Here is an 18,418-nt window from a genome sequence, read left to right on the forward strand (position 1 = left end):
TAAAATTACCAAATAGTGCCAGAGAAAGAGGATGTTATCCGGCAATATTTATCATGATAATAATTATTGACTAATTTTTAAGCTGATGGTCGTAATTTCTTTCTAAGACACTAAATCCATCCCTCTCGAGATCATACAGCGTTATAAAAGGCAACGGCAAAGTTTGTTTACGCAAATGTGGTGTCAGCATTTCCTCATTTGTAACAAAGAAAGACTTTACCGTAAAGTCACTCACATTTGTCTTGTAAACCTTGCTAACAGCATCAAGATTGGCCTTCAGCCATTCATGCCTGACCATATGTTTTTCAATCCATCCCTTATCTGATGAATTTTCACCAAACAACTTTGTAACCTCCTCAATCATTTCCTTGACATTTCTGCTAGGAGACATGCTTTTACATTCGAGGCTATATAGCAGCTTATTAGCTTTGTCAATAATAAGTACATCAACATCACCAATGTCTTCCTCATTATGCAGTGCCGCCTTGGGCTTAATATATGCATCAGTATCTATTATCAAATTAGTTGGATCTATTAAATTTACAACTGCACCCACCAAATCATCGCCGCGTTTATTGGCAAATTTTCCAAGAACCTTATTTACTTCACCTCCTGCAATAGATCTAAAACGTCCTGAAAGGAGCTGTTGCATCCACGTCATTCTACACTGAAGAAGTTGTCTTACACCCCAATATATCATCCTTTCACCATTCTCTTCTACAATCACCAAAGGCTTGCGAAGCAAAGATAGAATCCTGTTGTATCGCCAAGGAATTATATCAATAAATTCATAATCACCTGATGGTAAAACTTCTACTTTTCCCCTGGCACAAAGGCATAAAAATTCTATTGCACTATCAAATTCATCGCTTGAAAATTCATCAACGTATTTGTTAACTTCTGCATTTAAATCTTTTAGCGGAAAGCTTGAACAGGCGTCCTCCTGAAGAAAGCCAATATGAACCAAACCTTCTACAAAGTCACATAAACGGGAGAAAGAAATGCCATAATCCTTAAGAAATGCTTTTTCTAATGCAGGGGGAACAGGTGTCTGTTCAACTGTTAAGTGCTGTGGGAAAACATGCTTATAAGTTTCTATAGCATCTGAGATATTTTCAGTTGCTTTGGCGCTTTGAAAAGGATCAAAAATTTCACGGATATTTTCTTTTTTGCTTCCAATTCTTTTAGACGGCAAAACAGAGAGCTCTATGTCGAGCAAGTCGAAATGTAACTGATCACCAATAGAGCCCCAGGCAAGGATTTGTTCCATAATAGCAATCAGCTCATCAATTGCCGTGGTACTGACTGGTAGGCCACCTTTGAAAGGTTCAGCCGCGAGGTGCTCTATAAGGCAACGGACTGATAAGGTAGATTTATCCAGTTGCTGTAACTCTACTGCCAAATCTATCTGATGCTGTGCAACGTCCACAAAGCATGCTATTCTGGTTGGAGTGTTTATTCTAACACGCTCTCGCTTGTTAATCAGTCCTTCATTAATTCTGATCAACCTTTTTAATAATTCGGTCGAGTCATATTGTTTGATCTTACTTTTCAGATATGGAAGTAATGCTTTTTGAACTATGTTTGAAGTTAGCTTTTCCTTGTCCTTTTTAGTGGTTAAAGAACCAATTGGCGGCGCATGTTGCCCAAGAAGCGGTACAATATTATCTAGTACAACGTTCACATCGTGCTGTTTCACTATCCTATAACCTGACAGAAATTGAGGATCCAGTAACAAATTATCGCTTGTATCCAAAATATATACTTTTTTCTTGTTACCCAATGGTGCAGCAGAATCTATAATCTGTAATATTTCTTCAGCAGAAAATCCAATTTTAGAATTTCTTACAAGAAGATCGTTGAGTCCAGTCAGTATTGCTTTTACAAGCTGTCTTTCCCCTTCATTATCCGCTCCATATAAATATGGTAGTATCTGATGTGGAACGGTAATATTAATAGTACCGGTCGTCGCTATTATTTTAAAGCAATCGAATAGTGTCGTGTCCCGTGTGAAATTTCTTTCTATTATTTCGAATTTGTCTTCATCAACTAGCTCGAAAGTGATTTTGATAGGCATGTCGCCCAACGCCGATAATTTTACTTTAATCCCATTTTCCATCTGCCACAGCCAGTAGGCTATTGCATCGCATATTTCGCCGTACATTTTAAGCAAGCCAGGAGAAGCTTCATTTAAACTGACTAACGGTGAGATCCATATATATACTGGAAGATTTTCGACCAACAGGCTGAGACGTCCACTGCCAATTTGCTCAAAATTAAAATATGTACCGCCATATTTATCCATTTTCATAACTTCTATTAACCGGACCTGCCCATCCTCTTTAAATGGAACAGCGTGCAAATCAATATTCCATTTGGATTTTAAAAGCAAGTCAAACCCGTAGCCAGGCTCAATGATTATATTTATTGGGCCTGCATTATCGGAGCAATAGAACGAGTCGTCGTTGTCCTTATAAAATTTATATCTGTCGATAAATGAAATTGGTCCCATCATAGAGTCATGCGCCTTTTCATTTGCTATAGCAAATTTGTATAGATCAATGGCGTCAACATCTTTCAGGCCGACAATAATGTTCAGCTCTGCTGCTTCAAGCAGCAGAGTTTGTCCATTTGTAGCTTTGTTTGCACCACCCATAAACATTTCTCCGATACTTGAAACAACAGGTATTTCCAGTATTTGATACCCCTTAAATTCAGGCATTTCTACAACAGCTTTAAAAGCAACTTCTCTATCTTGTTCTTCTTTCACACTTTGGCCTGGATATTTCTGATATATCAAAGCAATTTTGTCATCATCGAAACGGTAAACACCATATCTTAAAGAAAGTGCTCCTTCATTTTCTGTTACTTCAAGCGGAATGTATTTAAAGCCTATTTTTTTTAGCTTTAATTGTAAATCAAGCCATAGAAAATCATGGTAAGCCGCAACCAGGATATCATAACAGCCCAGCCTTTTCGCTTCACTCTTTATAAATTCCACCAATGCGTAACTTAAATTTGAAGGCGATGCAACTACAAATTTATCTTGTGCATTTATAATTGGCTTTGTTATCAAAGGGCTTTCCTGACCGTACTTACCACCTAAATACGGCGAGGCAATGTCGAGTAAAAAGCCATCCAGAGTCGCCTTATCGATTCCGGATGCCTCCAATAAGCGATACATTTCAGTCCGTGTTATGGTCACCGATTTCTTTAGTAAGCTAAGTTTTTCTTCACTTGGAAATTTAATCAGTCCCTTATCAACTTCACCGACCTGATATCGCCTACAACCTATGACTTTAGCAATATGGTCAGATATTTCCAATATAAGCATAGCTGCTCTATAAGCAATTCCTTTAAACTCATCTGCCAGCTTATTGTCTGGATTCTGAAATATCGCTTTTAGAAGGCTGTTCAGTATGAAAGCTGTACTATCACTAATACCAGGAAATATCAAATAGTCACCACCGTGAAACGTTACTACATCAGTATAAGGATTAAACGGATCATCCTCCATAGGCTCGCTGGGATATTCAGCAGAAAGAAAACTTTGTAACTCTTTTACAGGAGTAATGGCGGCATTAACGTTAAAATTCATAATTGCTTCCTCAGTAATTTTTTCAAACCTGTAATTTTTTCCATGGTTTTCTCTTAAGATGCTAAGCCCTGCTAAAGATTGTAGAAGGTCGGTGGTATTATACTTTTCAAAAAAGGATACTGGATCAGCGGATTGTACATGAGAGCTACTGGCACCCGGAGCTCCACAGCATCTCTTATATTTTTTTCCGCTTCCACATGTACAATGGTCATTTCTTCCTATTTTCATTATGTTTTTGCTTGGTTAGACCTACAAATTTAGATGTTATTATATTATATCTCACCGTTAGCAATCTATTTATTTTTAAAGGGTTATAACTCTGGTATATATTATTAAGGATGATTCAAAATCTAATTCTTTAGCTCATTCTTCCCATCTTTTTTTACTCAAGAAACCAGTATGCTTTTGTCTCATTTCAGCAGCAAAGGTATTTCCGTGTCCTTAACGCAATAGCAAGGCCAGGCCCTTCAGGTTTGACAAAAAATCTCCACCCATCCGGGTTGTATTTTTTGTCAAAACCTTGCTATTGCTAGACACTAACCTTTTTATGCTCCCGAAACGAAACATAGCATACTCCGGCTCTTTAGACGAATAAAAAAAATGTCAGCAATGAAAAGTAAAATATTAAAAATGGATTTGATGAAACAAAACTGCACCTCCTCTCATTGCCGAATAAAATTTCAAGAAAAAATTAATCACTAAAAATCGTAGGAATTATGAACATCACAGGAAGAGTGACAGCGGATGCGCAGGTACGCAACGTGTCGAACAGCAAAACAGTAGTAAACTTTTCGGTAGCTATCAACGACAGCTACAAAAACAAAGCGGGCGAGCGCATACAGCAGACAACGTATTTCGACTGCGCCTATTGGCTTAGTCCAAAAGTAGCGCAGATACTCACAAAAGGCACAGTGGTAGAACTTACAGGCAAAGTGAGCGCAAGGGCTTGGACAGGCAGTGACGGACAACCGCACGCAGGACTGAACTTCAATACCTCGCAAATCAAACTGCACGGGGGCGGTAAAAAAGCCGAAGCGGTACAGGCTCCTGCAGGAAACAATAATGACGATACAGGGGACGACCTCCCATTTTAACAACGAGCATCTAAACAATTTTAACCTTTTAAATCATTTTATCATGGCACATAATATCAATTTTAACAGCGAAACAGGACGTTATTCATTCTTTAGCGTAAAGGAAAAAGCGTGGCACGGACTAGGGCAGATTGTAGAGCAATACCCAACAAGCGAGGAAGCTATCAAATTTGCAGGATTAGACTACGAAGTGGTTAAAAGTCCGCTGTTTACCAAAGGTTCGGGTATCATTCAAACGGCTGACAGTATCGAGATTGGCAGTAACGAATTGGAAGTCCCTAACTATTTTGCCAATATACGCACGGATAACAACGCAGTGTTGGGCGTGGTAGGCAAAGACTATCATATCGTGCAGAACCGTGAAGCATTTAATTTCTTTGATGCCATTGTAGGCGGTGGCGAGGGAATACTGTATGAAACAGCAGGAGCGTTAGGCAACGGGGAACGCATATTTATCACAGCCAAACTGCCTGACTATATCCGTGTGGGCAATGGCGATGATGTAACCGAAAAATACATTTTCCTGACCACTTCGCACGATGGTAGCGGAAGTATCACAGCCGCTTTTACGCCTATTCGTATCGTATGCCAAAACACGCTTAACGCCTCTTTACGCAGTATGACTAATGTAGTGCGCATCAAACACACTTCGGGAGCAAAACAGCGTATTGAGAACGCCCACAAGATTATGGGATTGGCGAACACCTTGAGCAGTCAGTTAGAGGGCATATTCAATGAATGGGCAAAAGTAAGGGTAACAGACCAAGAAGTAAGAAAGCTAATCCAATTGGCACTTTGTCCAAATAAAGAAACTTTCGATTTACTAAAAAAAGGTGCGGAAGATGAAATTTCCACCATATTCAAAAATACCGTTGAGGATGCCTTTGCATACGCTATGATTAGCGACACACAGCAGATGGAAACTACCAAAGGCACATTGTTCGGGGCATATAACGCTGTGACAGGCTACTATCAGAATGTGCGCAATTACAAGGATGGCGAAGCCAAGCTACAGAGCATTGTACTGGGCGGTACTGCCCAGCTCAAATCACAGAAAGCATTTGACTTGTGTACAGGCTTTGCCTTGGACGGTGCAGAAATCCTAAACTTTAATTAGATAAACAAAGGCTACCGCCTTAATCGGCGGCAGCCTGCTATAAAACAACTGATATGAAAGCAAAATCAATAGACGAAGCTAAAAATATGGCTAAATCACAAAGCCTTGAAACCAAATACAAAGACGAAGCTATATATATCATTTACTGCAATAGAACCGAGTATTTCTATATAGATACCAATAGCTTTTTAAGGAATTGGGAACAGCTTACAGGCTATTATGAGAACGGAGTTTATAACGCTGAAAACTGAACAGATAAAATGATGAATATAACAGATTTGAACGGTTGCCCTATTGAAGTGACAAACCTGAAAGAAGCTATTACAATGGCAGGACAGTACAAGGAATACCGCCACGAGGATACAAGTTTCTCAGAGTTCGATAAAAGGCAGAAAGCCTATTGGTCGGATATGTACGAGAAACTCAGAGCAATTAAAAAACAATTAGACGACAATAAAATTTTAGAACGATGAACGCAAATTTTTTCCATCAGATAGCACAGTTGCAGATTACAGGTGATTTGCAACTCACCATAGCAAAAGGAGCAGAAAACAACTTAATCGTATCGGTTATGCTCCAAAACGAACAGTGCGGAGATAACGCAAAGAACATCATACCGCCCCTTACTCTTCGGGGAACAGCCGAAGAACTCGACAACGGTTTTTTCGAGAAGATTGCGACACCCATACAAGCCGTTTCGGGATTGATGGTGGATATGGAAAGCTTTATGAAGCAGTTGGAAGAAACCAAAAAACAGTCTGCAATGGAAAAAGACAAAGCCGACAGGCAGAAGAAAGAACAGGAAGCCAAGGAAAAGAAGTTCAAGGATGCAATGGCAAAAGCGGATGAACTGGAAAAAGAGGGCAAATTCCGTGAGGCGTGGGTCAAAGTACCCGAAATAACGGAGTTCCCCGAAAAGGCTGACGAGCTACGCAGACGTAAAAGAGAACTTTCCGACAAGTTTTCTGCCCCAAGTCTTTTTGGAGCTATCGAGGAAGAGAAATCCGAACCCGCAAAAGTGGAAGAAGTAACTGCCGAGTACTCAGCAGAAACTGCACAGGAAAACTAAATGTACTAACTTAAAACTCATCATCATGTTATTAGCAACGCAATTGGAACGAGTGTTTATACTCAAAGATAAGGGACACGATATTATATTGACCGATCCCGAACCACGCTGGAGCGTGGAAGCAGTACTGAATTTTTACGCCAGCAGGTATCCTATTTTGACAACCGCCAAAATATCTGCACCTGCCATCAAGGATGATGCAGTAGAATACCGATTTGAGAGCGTAATGGGAACTAAAGGATAATTTAAAATTTTAAAGCAATGGATTATGCAAAAACATATCATATCGGGAACAATAAAGCCACCCGAAGAAAAACGACAAAGGCAGTTGTACAGGCAGCTCAGCGAGTTCGCCCAATGGATGCAAAAACCAAAGGATGCCAACGAGGTTCAAAAAGACAAACGCAGGTCAGTACCTGTGGAAATGCTGCCAATGGTTTTCTAAAGACTTCGTTCCTGCCCAGACTTAAAGAAACTGAAACGGTACAGGATTGTATGGAAACAGCAAAAACGCACAAGGATTTTTACAAGTCGCTGTCATTACTTGCAGAGCATTATAATATTGAACCTATGCAAACCAACCAATTTGAGTATCCTTACAATATGGCATTGGCTATATGGGATATAGAAGAAAAGCTAAAGCAAAGTGTTTTGAATTGGCAGGAACTACGTTTGGTACAGGACAGTAAGAAAACCTATTTCATCAGTGAGGAAAAATACAACACAGGCACAACCCTGTATTATATACCGATTGAACCGCTGTATCAGATGCTCCACGACCCCAAGCGCAAAAGAAGCGCCCAACTGCTTATTTCTGTCTGCTCTTACCTGTATCACATTGCCGATATTCCTTATTTCAGACAGGAAAGCAGCTATCTGTATTGGATGTATGAAATGCACAAAGAATGGTTGGAGCAGGACGATGAAACCGAGGAAAACCAAGCGTATAAACTTGAGTTTGAAAAAGCGGAATTTATTGGAAACTGCATAGAGCAAAAGATTTTTAACCCTATGAGTTTACAGGTATTCGCTCAGCGTTTAAACACTTTTAAAAAAAGCGATGCATTCGACCATGAGTGTTGGCTCACAGCTTGCAATGCCTTTGCGCTGTTTACGCAATATCCGAACGCAAGCATTTTCCGAAATGCGCCAATGACTGAACAGGACCATGAAAACGATGACAACGACAATGAAACCATTGGTATGGAAAAGTATATTTCCTTTATATCGCATACAAAAGGATGGCTGTATGAGAACCTTGCCGAGAGCATCAACAACGAGTTTAAAGAGTACGCAGAAATGCAGGAACCGACCATCTGCAAACGTTTTGACAAAAAAGGGATAACGGAAAACAGCCTTGATTTTGAGAACAGATTATTTGCCCTCTTGGACGATATGTGCAGTCTGCTTTATAATTATAAAACTACAAAAAGATGAAAAACACAATAGATATTACAGAAAGCTTTGGTACGCTGTACCATCCTAAAAACGCACTCGTTTTCTATGAAACCAAAGGAGCCGACAGCGATGTATATGTGGAATATTTCGATATGGACAAGAACGGTACTCCCATTAATGCCCACCCGCTCACAGAACGGGAGGCAAAAGCATTGGCAGGGGCATTGGTAACAGAAAAGGACAAGGACAAAGCCTTTTTAAAATCCAATGGAATACTGCCGACCAACATACTGCAGATTAATCATAATGCAGATAAAAGTTCGGTATTGTGGTATACCAAAGCACAAAGACGACAAATGTATTTTGTGGACGGTTTGGAAATACCCAATGGAATGGCTTATGCACCGCCAATGATTTGGTATGCCAACAAAAATAGTCTTACGGTATTTGCATTGGCAAGCGACCGACGACCGACAGAAAAAACACCTTTGCATTACGCACCATTTTTCAACATCTATGAAGATGGGAAAGTATGTATGGGTTCGGTCAATATCAATATTAAAAACTCGGCTTCGGTGGAAGAATTTACCAACGGTTGGGAAGACTACTTTTTTAATTCCTATTTCAGCCATTTATTGGGAAGAAACAGCCCAATAAAAGGCAATTGTGTAAACCTTTGGAAAGACCTAATCAATTCAGATAAGTCCTTTCCTAAAGAGGTACTTAAAAAAAATAACAAAACCCTTAAAAATCTATTGTGATGAATACCGAGAAAACAAAAATACATTTTACGGATAACTACCTCATAAATCCGACCAATCCTATTGCCGTAAATGTAATCGGTGCAGGAGGCACGGGTTCAAAAGTACTGACCGCCTTAATGGAAATGAACCACAGCCTGATTGAATTGGGGCACGCAGGCTTATCCGTCCGCCTTTGGGATGATGATGTCATCACAAGTGCCAACTTAGGCAGACAGCGTTTTGCAGAATGCGAGGTTGGGTTATATAAATCGGTTGCCCTCATTAATCGGGCAAATCGTTTTATGGGAACTTATTGGAAATCGGAAACAGTGAAATTTGAGAAAGATAGTTTGGGAAGACTGCCCCAAAATGCAGAGGCAACTATCTATATTACTTGTGTGGACAATGTACAGGCGAGGTTTGGCGTTGCTGAAATACTTAAAGAATTATGCAACCGCAGAAATCATAGAGACACACCTAAATATTGGTTAGACTTTGGCAACAGCCAACATACAGGACAGGTCATATTATCCACTATTGGAGAAATTAAGCAGCCCAATTCTGAAAAGTATGAAACGGTGGCAAGCCTGCCATTTGTTACCGAAGAGTTTGGGGAATTGCTGCTGCAGTCCGAAGAACAGGGCGAGACACCAAGCTGTTCCTTAGCAGAAGCCTTGGAAAAACAGGAATTGTTTATCAATTCTGCCTTGGCACAAATGGGATGTTCGCTCTTGTGGAGCTTGTTCCGCTATGGCATGACCGAGTACAGGGGATTTTTCCTTAATCTTGGAAATTTTCAGTCACAACCCCTAAAAGTCGCCTGATCCAAATCGGGCGGCAAAAAGACACTCCCTCCCAAAAGGTCGGGACAGTCTTTTTGCGTTTAAGCGGTGCAGTCATTTTAATAAAAATGCACAATGCGCCATTTTATCAAACAGACTGCGAAAATTTTATAAGGGATATGCAGTATCCCTTTTGTTCTTTTAGAGGGCTTCTTTTCTTTTCGTACAAGCGGCTAAAGAAAAGAAGCAAAAGAACGCCGCAGAATTAGAATTGATATTCAATTTTACAAATTGTTATTTAAGAAAAAAAACAAAAATCAAAATTGTAAAATTTGGTTTACCTCAAAACAAAAAAATTAACACCTTACTTACAAGAAATTGATTCTTTGGATTGAAGAGCTAAGATACCCTTCCAAGTTGTAAATATTAATATGGCAGATAGCAGATAGGCAGCATTTAACCTCCAAGCAATTCGTTATCCAATTGCTGAAAATTTGTGGCAGCTATTTTCAGCTTTTCAAAGAAGTCTTCTTCACTGTAAATGCTTCTAGCTTTGAGAAATTCATTATTTAGCAACGGAATAAATTTATCCTGTTTTTTATTATTATGCAACCAAAAAGCTTCTACCTTAAGTTCGGGTTGCTGTACGATACGCAGTTCGTAATTATCAATCAGCTTCTGATATTCGCGTTCAATTTTAAACAATAGATTTTTATATCGCTTTACATATTGATTTCCATGAATTATTTTCTGCAAAGTACCTTCTTTATCTTCATTTTCAAATTCATAAATGATGGTATTCCCTTTAGAACCGTTATCTAAAAGTCGTACCCCGGTCTTTTTTATTTGTGGCTGGCCTTTACCCTTTAAGGAATTAAAATCTATGAAATAGATATCGTGTGCCATAGCATGAATTGGCAACATCTTATGTGAAAATTTTAATTTTCCCAATTCTTCCAAAATCGAAAACGGAGAAAGTGATCGCGCCTTTTCGAGAAGGTTAATATCAACTGGCTTAAACTTAATCATATTAGAAAAAGGTGATTGAGTTAAAAAACTGTGTGTCCAGGTTCCACTATTCTGGTAACTTGTATTAAAGATACTTAGTTCCATATAGTTTTTACCATATATCGAATCGTCAAGATAAATAAATTCCGTGCCGGAAGTATCATCATATCCATAAATTGATAAAAAATGAGCTCCGCCACCACGCCACGCTGTTCTTACGCCTATAACCAGCTTTTGATCTATCTCGGTCTTGATTTCACTGAAAGTCAATGGCCTGTAAACCAGTTTTCGAAAATTCTGCGTCTTTGTCAAAGCCAGATCCAATAGACCATATACATCGCAGGCTACTGCTTTTCCGGAACAGCAGTCATTTATGTTCAAACAGGCACTTGCCACTTTGCATTGCGTCCATATTGAGGTCGGATTGTAATACAGTGAAGTACTGGTTGCGTTTGCCGCCCAGCACCAGTTATTTTTTAATTGCTGGAACATATCAAAAGGAAGCAGGGTGTTTGATGCCATAGTGAAAAAAGGATATAATTATTGCTCAGGTTGTTTATAAACAAATGTAAGGTATTTTTAGAAAAATTAACAGGATGTTAAAATAAATATTAACAAAAAACTATTGTTTCAATTTGTTTTACTATGTTTGTTATCAGAACTTTATATGAGAAATTATGAAAAAAAATTACATGTTGTCCTTATTTACTGCGATTGTTGCTGCTGCAGCTTGCCATGCACAGGAAAAGCCATTTTTTCATAATTATTTTAATCCTCCGGCTGTACTAAATTCTAACAGCATATGTGAAAGCTCACTTGCTTATCCTGCATCAAATGATCCCGCACAATATATCGCTTTTCTTGCCGGCTTAAAAAATCCAAAGCTGACTTATCTAATCAATGAAAATTTAAAAAGTTTTGGATTTGCTGAAGGGATTGGCTCCTTGGACATAACGAATGTAAAATATGTTTCTGCAATCTCAGCAGCTACTGGAAATTTTGGCTTCTTTGATAATTTTACAAAAGTTAAATTCACAGGCGGTACTGCAGATGGATTTGAACTAAGCATTAACGGACAGTCTGTCTATTTTTTAAAAAGCGGCTGTATTTTCTATCCCACTGCAGAATGTGAAGACTGTGGAGATTATGATCTAATCTATGATTTTAAGTGCAAAGAATTCATTAAACCCAACCAAGGCGTTGTAAAGAGTCTTGAAGACGTCAAGGTAAAACATAATGAAAGGCTTCGGTTTAAGGTGATTAATGTTAACCGATACCTTTATAATGTGGAGATTGCATTTGATGACGTATTACTAAAAAGTAATGAACCGGAACTTTTTAAAAAGCTTTTCCTCGGAGAAGGTTTTGATATTAAAGGGATTAATCTGCTTAATAAAGAGGCAGCCGCTGAAGTTGCTGAGGCCGCTCTCGGCGGTGGTGCGGCAGGAGCTGACCCAGACAATACGCCGCTGACAAATTTTCTGTCAGAATACCAGGAGTTTAAAAAGAGTTATAACAGCATTTTAGAAAATTATCTCAAAGCATACAGTGTGTGCCTTCCCAATAATGCGAAGTGCTGCGGAGATCAGCAAGCCTCAAAATTCAGTAAACTTTCAGCGCAATTGCTAGCACTGCAAATAAGTTTTATAAAGGCGAAATCTGATTTCGATACCAAACAAAGTAATCTTGAAAAAGACAAAGCAGATTATGAAAAAAAGATTGCTGATCCTAACACTACAAAGAAACAGGCTATACAGTTGAAACTGGATCTGGATGCAGCGGCAAAACAACTGGATATAGTGAAAACATCATTGGCATCCCTAACCGAATTTGGAAAGAAACTTGAATTAATCGATGATGAGAAACTTTTAAAACTTGTTCATTTTGAGAATAATTTCGTCAAGGATAATTTTGAGTTTATAAGTCCGTCAATTTTTCCAAAAGGCAACAGCCTGATTTTATCGGTAGATATCATGCCTAATACTTCTGAAGAAGCCAAGAAATGGCAGACGTCACCTTTGTACGAAGATCATAGCACAGTAGAATTCCGAGTTAAAAATAAATGGTTTTACAGTTTCAGTACCGGACCGTTCGTGGCCATCCACAATCAATTTAAGACAGCTACTTACGGCTGGCAGCGTCAGGCATCGAATGGTGTGATTGACGATACCTCACAATACAAACTCGTGCAATCGGGACAAAACGGATTGCCAGTTGGTATCGGAGCATTCGCTAATCTCGGAAATAAAATTACGGATTATTTTGGATTTGGAGCAACCATAGGTGTAGGAGCTACCATTTTAGATAAAGTTGAAATGGCTTATTTCCTTGGTGTGACGGGTTTCTTCGGTCAGGATAAGCAATTTAATTTTACTGTTGGCGCCTCCTTTGTACAGATGGAAAAACTAAAGGGTGAACTTTACCCCGATATAGGTACCCAACTTTATGCTGCTCCTATTGATTTAGAGTACAGTAAAAAGATTGCTGCAGGCTTTTTTGTGGCCGTCTCCTATACCGTATTTGAATCTGTAAAGACACCAAACAGCAATTCAGGGCATCCAAAAGCTGTAGCGACAGTCCCAGCAAAAGAAGCTACAACAACGCCGGCAGTAACAAGTCCTGCGGCGGTAACACCTGCAGTTAACACCGCGGGAGCAACTGCTACTGCCAATACAGCAGCGACAACTACAACCGCTCCACCAGCAAAAGAAGATGCTACGCTTAATACTTCATTAAAAAATGCAAAAAAAGTTAAAATTAAATTTGATTAATTTAAAATTTTCTACTTGATATAGATAAAGACAATGATTATAATAATTTAAATTAGATAAATATCACGATTTTCAAAATGTACATTGTAAATTTATAGTGTTTTTACAACTGACAATAAAACAACCCGAAGATAATCTCCGGGTTGTGCTTAAAATGAGAAAATTTACTGCTTGTAATAAAATAATGGGTACTGCTAATCGCTACTGTTAAAGTCAAAACTCAATTGTTTTTCATTCCCAAAGCTATCTGAAATCCACACTTCAAAAGACTGGGAAACGTTGGAGTTCGAAGTGTAATACAGTCTGAACTGCTCTGTTGGTATCGAATATAAATCATTTGGCTGATAAGGCGGTTCACTATAATAACGCAATGTGCCCTGTCCGTCAAATTGAAAATAGCGAATGAAATAGTGTGCATTGTTATAATTACCCGTTGGCTTTATAGTAAACCTTATCTCCACGGTATTTCCATTAGCAATTTCTTTAGGTACGGGCATCACCGTTACCTCAAATGGGAAATTATTCTGTATTTCCAGTTCGTCCTTATCACAGGATAAGAGTGTAGCAGAACTTATCAGGACTGCCAGCAATACCGGCATTAATCCTATTCTCAACTTATTAAAAAATGCTGTCATCGTTTTTCGTTTTAAAAATTAAATCTTAATCCCACACCTGCGGATGGGCGGAACTGCTTCAGGTCAGTACCCCACAAAACTTTTGTACGCCCTTGCAGGACTAATACAAAATGATCGGACAGGTATGTTTCAAAAGACAGCCGTCCGCCAGCACCGTAAATGAAATTGTCTTCACTTACAATTTTCGCCCCGTCAAATAAAAGCTCTTCGCCTCGATTGATACTTTCATACCCAACGACACCTGTTATGGCTGCATTGAATGTAATGTTCTTACGGGCATCACCCAGCAGGAAGAAACTGTAGCCGCCTTCTGCGGTATAGGTCTCCTGCGGAATGCGGAGGTCTTTATATTGATAATATTGGTGTGCATACTCTAAAGCCCAAAGCTGGTAATTCCCGTTTTTACCATTTACGGTCATGGCCGCATTAATGTAATAATCATTGCCGATTTTGTCATTGGATAATACACCTGCATTTACTTCCAGTCCTTTTTGTTTAGGCAGCATACGTTGTGCTTGCGCAATTGTGATACTCATCAAAACGAGCATTACTGTATAGATATACTTTTTCATTTTCTATTGCTTAATGGATTACTAAAACTTCAGGTGCATGTCGCTAATTAATCGGGCTTTTATCAAATCCGAATTTTCCACCTGAAGCGTCTGATGCCTTCCACCGTTCTTCTCAAAAATGGCAATCAGCAATACCTTTTCATCGGCGATGGTAAACTGGTCCAAAAGGAATACGTTTTGTTCGACTTCTTTACCGCCAATCACACCCAATGGCTTGTAACTCCGAAGCGGCAGCATCGGTCTTTCCTGTATCACGGTGCGTTTGGCTATTTTCTTATCTATCACCTTGAAGTTCATAAATTCAATCTGGAAGGGAACATTCGTGCGATTATCCAGTTCGGTATGGAAATAGTATTTACCGTTATGGATGTAAATTCCTTTGAGAACAAACTGAATGCCGAAACTTTTCGCCCCGATATGTTTTACAAAACGTTTGTCCTTTTTATAGATTGTTTCCAGTATCAAACCTGCCAGAGATGGCGAATTGTTCCCCAGCTCTTCAAATAGCACATCTTGTCCAGCGGATCTATCCATCGCCTTTTGCATTGCCAGAACGTTGTAACTCAATGTAGATGGGCAGGCACTATAATAGGCGTCGAAGCTGTAGAAACGCCCGTCGTCGGTAATCACCGAAAAATTGGTTTCAGCCTCAAAGTCCTTTACCGACGCTTTTACGCGCAGCACATTTTCTGCGTCTTCTGCTTTTCCTGCAATTAAGTACTCACTTCCCAGATCCACGTAACGTATTGCGCTTGGGAAAATCAGGTGAGAAGTCTTGTCGTAAGTAACCTGCATTTCGTACGATTCTATCCTGCCCAAGGCAAGCGAAGTTTTTGCAGTTTCCTGCGCAAAAGAGGTAGCGGCAAAGCCGATCATAAGGGCAGCTGCCCAAAAGGTTTTTAAATAATTTTTCATTGTTAATTTATTTTAGTTTTCTATTATTTTTTAGAGACAAGAAATACCTGATAGCCAGCTTTCAGGGTAACTTTTGGCGTTTTTACTTTTTTGGAGAAATAGCCCGAAATGCCCTGTACAACACCTCTACTCAAATCTGCCGCAACCTGCTGTCCTGCTGATTGGGTCAGCATCAGGCTCGTTCCAGAAGTCTGGCTCATATTACCGGCCATCTCAGTAAGGGCATTCATTTCAGGAGAATACGGGACGTACAAACCCTGCTGACCGTCAAAGTCATAAATGGTTATGTCTACCGGGATAATATTACCATCGAGTTCTATGGAAGTAATTTTCATCTGTAAACGACCTCCCTGAAATTTAGCGATTGCCGTTAAGAGCGTTCCCTGCGGGATGGTGCGGTTAGGGGTTTGGGCAGGTTCCAATAAACGCAGGCGCACGCCGCTTTCACCAATAATTGTCTGCGTTTCCTGTATGCAGGCTTTCACACTGTTTTTCGGCTGTGCGATCTGCTGTACAAATCCCGGAGTATAAAAATTCCTGTTTTTATTTGCGCTCCAATCCGCTAAAAAAGCACTATCTGAAGGCTCTCTGTACAAAGCCGAAACGGCTTTTTTTCCTGCAGGAGCGAAAGCCACAAAATATTCCTTTTGCGTACTGGCAGCAGCTGTACTGCCTTTGTTGGAGGACGCCTCACCGGTACTTGCACCTGTAGGAAGATATTTTGCAGCCATCTGATAGGACTTCTCCATGAGTGCCAGCTGGTCATCAACTGTCACGCTTTTGGGAATGTCTTTATCAGCCAGCTTTTCTTTCAGCTCATCAAGCTGTCTGCGGAGTTCTTGCGTTTCATTATTATCATCCTTATAAAAGGAGCCAAGCGCACTTTGAGAATTGCGGTAACTGTTTAGTGCTGGATTAGCTGACCTTCCCGGATTGTTGCCGAAACCCGTGCTTTGATCTTCCTGGTCAGCGAGTGTATCCTGATTGTCTTTATATGAACTGTCCTCATTCCAGTAATCGGACAGCGTGGTCAGGGCATTACGTTTTTCCTGGTCTTTCTGTTCCAGCATTTCCTGTTCATATGCTTTCTGTTTGTCAGCCTGCATCCCGGCCTCGCTGGCCTGCGGGACGGCATCATTAAGCCCGATATTTTCGATTTCCTTCTTGTCTGAAGACGGTTTAAATATCAGGTACATACATCCGAGAAACACGATTCCCATAAGTATGAATATTACCGGTTTTTTAAGCTGTTCTTTGCCGCTCTTTTTATCATCGGGCAGATTGGATGCTCTGGATTGGTCAGCTTCTTCAACCAGAACGCTGACCCTTTTTTCATTTTCTTTCATAAATCTTTTCTTTTAATTTTGTTGATAATGAGTCCAATTGGGAGGCAGGACTTTCTTTTTTACGGACAGGGTTGTCAATATGCTCGATGACCATCCTGTTATCAGATTTTGCAGTGTCGTACCACACTTTTAAAATAACCACGGCGGTAAGCAGCAGGTACACTAAAAAAAGGCAGATCGTATATCTTCGCTGTCTGTCTAAGGATAAGGCCCGCCAGCTTTTATCCTGCTTGTCAAACCACTTGTCTATATTTATTCTTATTGTTTTCATAATTTAAAGATTATGGGTGATCACATTCTAAACCCTCTTTTTCGCGGAGCAATCTCTTCTTTAGGTTTTTCTGACACTTGGGCAATTGCCTCCTTTATTGTCGGAACCGAACTTGCTGTAAGGTTTGTCAGTTTAGATTCCTTCATTAAATGCCCGTAGCGGTCTGTTCTTTTTAAATACATTTCTGTATCCCCTAAATCGAATTTCCCGTTCTCGTATCTTACCCGCATATTGCACTCAACCTTCGGCTTGTCTTCGCCATTCCATTCGAGATAGGTAGATAAGCGGAGATAATTTGCTGATAATGGAGCTTCAGTACCATTTTCCCAAGTCTCCAAAAACCCACTAAGACTATCCTTTAGTTTGCCTGGACAACTGCTCTCAGTTTGGAAATAACCGTCATATCCCTTATCTGTCAGGGTTCGTGCGAATGCGTCTAAATCAAGTAAAAGTTTCATATCCCTTAATTTTTTAGCGTTCAATGACTTCTATGTCCTTATTTTCCACCACGGAAAATTTCTCAATATTGAAGCCCTGCGGGTTATTGTCCGAGCGGACGGAGTTAACCAGAAAACAGGACGTAACAAGGTTACGTTTTGTCACATTGCTCGAACGGATGATAAACTGTTTGGCATAGGTGCGCACGGCATACGGATAATTCTCGAAATTGCAGGCCACACTGTCTATTTCAATGCGCTGCTGCACATTGCCCGATATGATACGGTTGTAATATCCTTTTTCAGAGAGGTCTTTGTAATAATCAAAGGCACTTTTATCGGCAAGATTAAATGCCCTTTTCATGTTGCTCTCGATAGCGTTTTTATCCGGAGCTAGCGTAAAGAACAGTTCATGGAAGCGCCTTACGTGTTCCCTTGCTTCCACGGGACGGTTGATGGACGCGTCCTGAGCGAGTGCCAGCATGAGTGATTTGCCATTGTCCAGCACATATATTTTTTGTCTCTGCTGTTCGGCAAAACTGTAAGACCTCCATACGGCATATCCTGCAATGGCTGTGCAGAGTACGGCAAACACAATAGCATACAATCTTATCTGGCTGAAGCTGTTTTCGATATTTCTTAGCGTTTTAAATTCCATTTTT

19 protein-coding genes are annotated in these 18,418 nt (G+C 39.9%); 10 read left to right on the forward strand and 9 right to left on the reverse strand.

Annotated features, from left to right (window positions below; genetic code table 11):
- Nucleotides 1-70: 70 nt before the first annotated feature.
- Nucleotides 71-3,826 carry a YecA family protein gene (locus tag FF52_RS23810; protein ID WP_008464589.1) on the reverse strand — a complete coding sequence of 1,252 codons (3,756 nt, stop codon included), beginning with the start codon at nucleotides 3,824-3,826 and terminating at the stop codon, nucleotides 71-73.
- A gap of 488 nt (nucleotides 3,827-4,314) precedes the next feature.
- On the opposite strand from FF52_RS23810, the gene FF52_RS08405 reads away from it, so the two are divergent.
- The 9 genes from FF52_RS08405 to FF52_RS08445 are packed head-to-tail and all read left to right on the forward strand — an operon-like array spanning nucleotide 4,315 to nucleotide 9,843.
- The gene (locus FF52_RS08405) at nucleotides 4,315-4,692 is read left to right on the forward strand and encodes a single-stranded DNA-binding protein (protein WP_008464591.1); all 378 of its coding nucleotides are present in this window, start codon (nucleotides 4,315-4,317) and stop codon (nucleotides 4,690-4,692) included.
- Between the two features lie 43 nt (nucleotides 4,693-4,735).
- The gene (locus FF52_RS08410; protein WP_008464593.1) at nucleotides 4,736-5,809 is read left to right on the forward strand and encodes a DUF932 domain-containing protein; all 1,074 of its coding nucleotides are present in this window, start codon (nucleotides 4,736-4,738) and stop codon (nucleotides 5,807-5,809) included.
- A 53-nt stretch (nucleotides 5,810-5,862) separates the two neighbouring features.
- Nucleotides 5,863-6,060, forward strand: coding sequence for a hypothetical protein (locus tag FF52_RS08415; protein ID WP_008464594.1), 198 nt, complete (start codon nucleotides 5,863-5,865; stop codon nucleotides 6,058-6,060).
- Nucleotides 6,061-6,069: 9 nt separating this feature from the next.
- Nucleotides 6,070-6,282: a BBE domain-containing protein gene (locus FF52_RS08420; RefSeq protein ID WP_157498549.1), complete on the forward strand. Its 213-nt coding sequence runs from the start codon at nucleotides 6,070-6,072 to the stop codon at nucleotides 6,280-6,282.
- Entirely contained in the window at nucleotides 6,279-6,878 is a 600-nt protein-coding gene (locus FF52_RS08425; protein ID WP_008464598.1) for a PRTRC system protein E, read from the forward strand. Before FF52_RS08420 ends, FF52_RS08425 begins: the two co-directional genes overlap by 4 nt.
- A 25-nt stretch (nucleotides 6,879-6,903) precedes the next feature.
- Nucleotides 6,904-7,122, forward strand: coding sequence for a PRTRC system protein C (locus tag FF52_RS08430; protein WP_008464599.1), 219 nt, complete (start codon nucleotides 6,904-6,906; stop codon nucleotides 7,120-7,122).
- Nucleotides 7,123-7,139: 17 nt separating this feature from the next.
- Nucleotides 7,140-8,315 (forward strand): hypothetical protein, encoded by a 1,176-nt coding sequence (locus FF52_RS08435; RefSeq protein WP_008464601.1) that lies wholly within the window; start codon nucleotides 7,140-7,142, stop codon nucleotides 8,313-8,315.
- Entirely contained in the window at nucleotides 8,312-9,037 is a 726-nt protein-coding gene (locus FF52_RS08440; protein WP_008464603.1) for a hypothetical protein, read from the forward strand. The genes FF52_RS08435 and FF52_RS08440 overlap by 4 nt, the downstream gene beginning before the upstream one ends.
- Nucleotides 9,037-9,843 (forward strand): PRTRC system ThiF family protein, encoded by an 807-nt coding sequence (locus tag FF52_RS08445; protein WP_008464604.1) that lies wholly within the window; start codon nucleotides 9,037-9,039, stop codon nucleotides 9,841-9,843. Before FF52_RS08440 ends, FF52_RS08445 begins: the two co-directional genes overlap by 1 nt.
- A 414-nt stretch (nucleotides 9,844-10,257) precedes the next feature.
- Here the strand turns inward: FF52_RS08445 and FF52_RS23145 are convergent, their stop codons facing one another.
- The gene (locus FF52_RS23145) at nucleotides 10,258-11,331 is read right to left on the reverse strand and encodes a papain-like cysteine protease family protein (protein WP_008464605.1); all 1,074 of its coding nucleotides are present in this window, start codon (nucleotides 11,329-11,331) and stop codon (nucleotides 10,258-10,260) included.
- A gap of 155 nt (nucleotides 11,332-11,486) precedes the next feature.
- Between FF52_RS23145 and FF52_RS08455 the strand changes: the two genes are divergently transcribed.
- Entirely contained in the window at nucleotides 11,487-13,580 is a 2,094-nt protein-coding gene (locus FF52_RS08455) for a hypothetical protein (RefSeq protein ID WP_035691150.1), read from the forward strand.
- Nucleotides 13,581-13,774: 194 nt separating this feature from the next.
- On the opposite strand, the gene FF52_RS08460 is transcribed toward FF52_RS08455, so the two are convergent.
- The 7 genes from FF52_RS08460 to traK are packed head-to-tail and all read right to left on the reverse strand — an operon-like array spanning nucleotide 13,775 to nucleotide 18,414.
- Complete coding sequence (locus tag FF52_RS08460) at nucleotides 13,775-14,215, reverse strand: DUF3872 domain-containing protein (protein WP_008464607.1); 441 nt, start codon at nucleotides 14,213-14,215, stop codon at nucleotides 13,775-13,777.
- Nucleotides 14,216-14,226: 11 nt separating this feature from the next.
- A complete protein-coding gene (locus FF52_RS08465; protein WP_035691152.1) occupies nucleotides 14,227-14,787 on the reverse strand; it encodes a conjugal transfer protein TraO in 561 nt (186 codons plus the stop codon).
- A 21-nt stretch (nucleotides 14,788-14,808) separates the two neighbouring features.
- Nucleotides 14,809-15,702, reverse strand: coding sequence for a conjugative transposon protein TraN (gene traN, locus FF52_RS08470; RefSeq protein WP_008464610.1), 894 nt, complete (start codon nucleotides 15,700-15,702; stop codon nucleotides 14,809-14,811).
- Between the two features lie 23 nt (nucleotides 15,703-15,725).
- The gene (traM, locus tag FF52_RS08475; RefSeq protein ID WP_008464612.1) at nucleotides 15,726-17,048 is read right to left on the reverse strand and encodes a conjugative transposon protein TraM; all 1,323 of its coding nucleotides are present in this window, start codon (nucleotides 17,046-17,048) and stop codon (nucleotides 15,726-15,728) included.
- Nucleotides 17,035-17,319, reverse strand: coding sequence for a hypothetical protein (locus FF52_RS08480; RefSeq protein WP_008464613.1), 285 nt, complete (start codon nucleotides 17,317-17,319; stop codon nucleotides 17,035-17,037). Before FF52_RS08480 ends, traM begins: the two co-directional genes overlap by 14 nt.
- 20 nt (nucleotides 17,320-17,339) lie before the next feature.
- Complete coding sequence (locus FF52_RS08485; protein WP_008464614.1) at nucleotides 17,340-17,777, reverse strand: hypothetical protein; 438 nt, start codon at nucleotides 17,775-17,777, stop codon at nucleotides 17,340-17,342.
- 13 nt (nucleotides 17,778-17,790) lie between these two features.
- Entirely contained in the window at nucleotides 17,791-18,414 is a 624-nt protein-coding gene (gene traK, locus FF52_RS08490) for a conjugative transposon protein TraK (protein ID WP_008464615.1), read from the reverse strand.
- Nucleotides 18,415-18,418 lie beyond the last annotated feature (4 nt).

It is taken from the genome of Flavobacterium sp. F52 (genome assembly GCF_000278705.1).
In the GTDB taxonomy this organism is placed as follows: Bacteria; Bacteroidota; Bacteroidia; order Flavobacteriales; family Flavobacteriaceae; genus Flavobacterium; species Flavobacterium anhuiense.